Consider the following 2,239-nt stretch of genomic DNA (forward strand, 5'->3'; position numbering starts at 1 on the left):
GCTACTGGATTTGAATGAGTCTGGACCCTAGCAACAAGCGTCAATCTGAGCCCTAATTACTTTGGAAGAGCCTTCAAGAAAAGCTTTGGAATTCCGCCATGGCGTTTTATTCGCGAGCGAAGGTTAAACCTAGCAAAAGAAATGCTTATGGATATTGACGTACCAATCACCAAAATCGCTATTGACCTTCAGTTTTCAAGCCATAGCCATTTCACTACAGCTTTCTACGAACTAACAGGAACCACCCCTTCCAAATTCAGAGGGTCAATTCTAAGAAAAAACTAAGCAGTTCGGCATAATTTAATTGAGAAAAACTCAAAGCAAATTTTTCGTGTTTAGCAACACTTAACATCTTAACAACGGGGTCGAATTAAGAAAAATGATACAGCAAGTACGCAGGAACATTCAGGTAGTTAACCGGCTGAGAGTTTTGGTGCAAACGCCGCATTTGGCTGAGCACACTCCTAAGATCATTGACAATCCTCGAAAAGTCGTAGGACAGGCCATTCACATGTTGAAGCTGAAAAGATGAAGAAACCTCATCGTCGCTGATGGATATGATGCGTCCCCAAAAGCACAGATGTAAGTGTAGATCACCTTTGAATAAGGGTGTTATTACATTGGACGGTTTGATTTGAACAACGAAAAATAGGTGATAATTTCCCTACTACTTTCAATTCACTGCGGCTGAACTGGGCAACGGCTTTAGCAAAATCTTGCAACAAGACCTGTTCGCGTACCCTCATTCTATCAACTGGCGAGAGCTCCAGATCTTGCACGAAATATTTGAGCTTTGAAAATAGAGTTGAGAGATATACTTGCCTATCTAACAAGACAAACGTGTGATTGGGGCCACCACGTAATCCAACCTTGCACAATAAGAAGCTGGGCCAATGGCACCAGCCACCCATGCTCAACCTATTTACCCGCCAAGAGGAGATAGAGATGTGCGCAAACAAGTTCCAACATTAACCTGAATTATTCCAAGTAAGTCATTCAAGCTTAAACTCTTATTTATCAGAAACTCTGCTGACCTGTCGCTTTCTCGATCAATTTATCAACAGATACAGCCAAAACTAAAAGCAGTCCTGTCACAATCAATCGCACCTCGTTCTCAACCCCCATCAGATTAAGGCCATTCTGGACTGTACCTATGACCAAGCAGCCAAGAAGCGCAGCGTGTATGGATCCTCTCCCACCAAATAGACTTACACCCCCGATCACCGCAGCAGCTATAGACTCAAGCAAAAGAGTTCCGCCTCCGACACCGCCTCCTGTAAAGACACCAACGCCGAGTGTACGAGATGCTGCAATTACACCAGCCAGGGCCGCAACTCCGCCAGCTATAGCAAATGCAGCCATTTTTATGTGATGTACTTTAATGCCAGCCCTGCGCGCAGCTTCGTCGTTATTACCCACGGCATAAAGGTACAATCCGAACTGCGTCTCTTTGAGAACATAGCCACCAATCGCTAACAACACCGCGAAAATCAGAACAACCAGAGGAATACCCTGATGCGCATTGAGAATGGACACGACAATAGCACCAAATAATGCGGCACCGCTTATTGGCAGCAGCAGACTGGTTACAATAGATGTCTCAAGACCATGACGCTGCCGACGAACGACACTTGAAAAGACAAGTATCGCAAAGCACGCCAAACCCAGGGCGAAAATGCCCCATGCAGCAAATCCGGCCAGTTTGATTTGCGCAATGTTTTCAACACCTGTCCCCATCAAGCCATAACGAGAAGTCTGTGGCAACAGAAGTAATTGCACACCATTTAATGCAAGTCCCAAGCCAAGAGTGACGACAAACGACGGCACGCCCACAAAGGTCACCCATCTCGCCGAAATGCCGCCGATAACAGCACCGACTGCAATCGCGAAGGGGATCGCCACCCAAGGAGAAAACCCGAACTCCACAATTAATTTGGCCATCAACACTGCCGTAACACCGTTGATTGCGGCAATAGACAGATCAATTTCTTTGACGAGCAGAACAAACATTATGCCGAGTGCCATAATGCCGACAACCGTACTCTGCAGCAAAAGGTTGGACAAGTTACGCGACGTAAGGAATACATCGCTCTGCGCACTGAAAAATACGCCTAACACGGCTAGACCAACTATTATTGGAAAAGCGCGCAAATCGTTTGACAGAATTTCCCCAAATTTTCGTTTTTTCTTGGTCAACTTCTGGGACTCACTAGGCTCAGGACTCATTAATTGAGGTAAA

The 2,239-nt window shown here is 45.6% G+C and carries 1 protein-coding gene and 1 pseudogene; one reads left to right on the forward strand and one right to left on the reverse strand.

Going from position 1 to position 2,239, the window contains the following annotated elements:
- Positions 1-39: 39 nt before the first annotated feature.
- Positions 40-285: pseudogene (locus TH25_RS25760) on the forward strand (helix-turn-helix transcriptional regulator); the annotation flags it as partial.
- 732 nt (positions 286-1,017) lie between these two features.
- Here TH25_RS25760 and TH25_RS24505 read toward each other — a convergent pair.
- Positions 1,018-2,239, reverse strand: a 1,222-nt coding sequence (locus TH25_RS24505) for a sugar ABC transporter permease (RefSeq protein WP_220151510.1), incomplete at its 5' end; no start/stop codon positions are given.

Origin of the sequence: Thalassospira profundimaris, from assembly GCF_003326755.1 — a bacterium.
GTDB lineage: Bacteria > Pseudomonadota > Alphaproteobacteria > Rhodospirillales > Thalassospiraceae > Thalassospira > Thalassospira profundimaris_B.